The sequence below is a fragment of the Vibrio sp. Vb0349 genome, assembly GCF_033338975.1.
The window spans coordinates 1-1958 of the sequence record NZ_JAWOTS010000091.1 but is presented as its reverse complement, the minus strand read 5'-3'; the positions used below and the strand labels follow the sequence as shown (position 1 = coordinate 1958).

Sequence of the window (1958 nt, the reverse complement as noted above, 5' to 3'; positions counted from 1 at the left end):
AAACCCGATTCTTGCCTCAGGCTCACCAATATTGATGGCCCCCAGCATTGCCAAGCTTGCCGAGACGCCGCCAAAGGTTTGATCGGTCAATACCGAGATATAAGGCAAGCGCGCATTGGATAAACGCTCCAACGCAGCGCTGGTTTTGGCCATTTGCATCAAAGCCATCAGCGACTCTTGCATACGTGCGCCACCACACGCAGAAAAGCAAACTAACCCGCAATTTTCCTCTATCGCCGTATCCACGGCATCAACAAAACGAGCACCCACAACCGACCCCATCGAGCCAGCCATGAAAGAGAACTCGAACGCGCAAGCCACGATGGGTAAGCCCAACAGCTCGCCTTTCATTACGACCAACGCATCTTTCTCGCCAGTACTTTTTTGAGAGAGAGCAAGACGCTCTTTGTAGCGTTTCTTGTCCTTAAAATTGAGCAAATCTTTCGGCTCATGTTCGCTAGCAAGCTCTATACGCTCACTTTTGTCCAAAAAGCTGTCTAAACGATGTCGCGCAGACATTCGCAAATGGTGTTGACACTTGGGGCAAACTTCCAAGTTTTCCTTGAGCGCGATGCGATACAGCACTTGGTCACAAGACGGACACTTAGTCCATACGCCTTCCGGAATCGACGCTTTACGCGTATTAATGATGTTCTTTTTATCTAATATTTTTTCTAACCAACTCATTGGAAAACCTTTATGCCCAAACAACGGTAACTCGCATTGTATAAACCTGTTTTAAGTAATAAAGTGCAACTTATTGGCTTTATAGTTCAACCAAATGGGATTAATGGAGATGCTTGAGAAAATTGATCAGCAATGGCTAAAAAGCTTCCATTGTGTCTACGAGAACAACAGCTTCAAAAGAGCCGCCGAGTTTTTATCTCTGCCGACATCAAATGTCAGTCGCCACATTGCGTTACTTGAAGAACAGCTTGATGTGCGTTTGTTCGACAGAACGACTCGACGAATCTGTGCAACAGACGCTGGAGAACAGCTCTATTTACGCACACAGCCTTTGTTAGACAAACTGAATGATGCGCTTGAAGAAGTGACGCAACACTCTCGTGAGGTCATGGGGCAGCTCAACGTTGTCATGCCAGATTCACCAGAACTAGCTAAAGCCGTCGTCTCTTTTTGTGCTCAGTACCCTGCTATTTCATTGAATTGCGAGACGAACCTAAGCCCTAAAGAGGACTTGCTCGATGGGTTTGACGTTATCTTGAGTTTTCACCGCGGCAAGCTTGATGACAGCAATTGGATTGCAAAAGAGATCAAGCGCTGGCCCAGTGTTGTGGTCGCCTCACCTAAGCTACTGCACACACGTCAGAGACCTTTCAAAATTACCGATTTGAAGCACGTTCCTTGTATCAGCAGCTTTACTGCATTGAAAGGAACACCTTGGGTTTTCAGAAATTCGGAAGGAGAACTGATAAGTCAACGAGTACAATCTGCATTTAAGGTCAACAGTGGGCAACTTGCAAAAGCCGGCGCGTTAGCAGGATTCGGGTTTGCGATTCTACCTGTCGAGTTTTGCCATGAAGAAATCGAATCAGGAGATCTGGAAGTGATCGAACTGGAATATGAACCAGAAGATTTGGTGTTGTATGCCTTTTACGCTTCCAGAAAACACGTAGCCAAGAAGATCCCGGCGTTTATCGAGCACTTAAAACGCCAAGCGAATAACGAAACAAGCGGGTAAAGCCATAGACTTGCCTATTACTGCCCATACATTGTGAACCAGAAAGGCTGACTTTGTAGAATCCAAATAGATAAAGGAGCACCGTTGAATTCACCTTTCTTTTTCTGGCGCTTTCAATAATACTCTTGCGCAATATTACTCAGCTGGAAAACTTCATGCCTCAAGCAAACTCTGTGGTCGTACTCGACTTTGAAACCACAGGTCTCTCTCCTACTTTGGGTGACCGTGCAATAGAAATTGGTGCGGTAAAGTTAGT

General features: G+C 45.9%; 3 protein-coding genes. 2 read left to right on the top strand and 1 reads right to left on the bottom strand.

The annotated features are described in order from the left end of the window. Window positions 1-687 (bottom strand): acetyl-CoA carboxylase, carboxyltransferase subunit beta (gene accD, locus R7Q47_RS23465; protein ID WP_318089496.1); only part of this gene is annotated, 687 nt, incomplete at its 3' end. A 109-nt stretch (window positions 688-796) separates the two neighbouring features. On the opposite strand from accD, the gene R7Q47_RS23460 reads away from it, so the two are divergent. Together R7Q47_RS23460 and R7Q47_RS23455 are read left to right on the top strand one after the other, a co-directional pair. Further along, window positions 797-1702, top strand: coding sequence for a LysR family transcriptional regulator (locus R7Q47_RS23460; protein WP_318089494.1), 906 nt, complete (start codon window positions 797-799; stop codon window positions 1700-1702). A gap of 155 nt (window positions 1703-1857) precedes the next feature. Then, on the top strand, window positions 1858-1958 hold a 101-nt coding region (locus R7Q47_RS23455), incomplete at its 3' end, for an exonuclease domain-containing protein (RefSeq protein ID WP_318089498.1).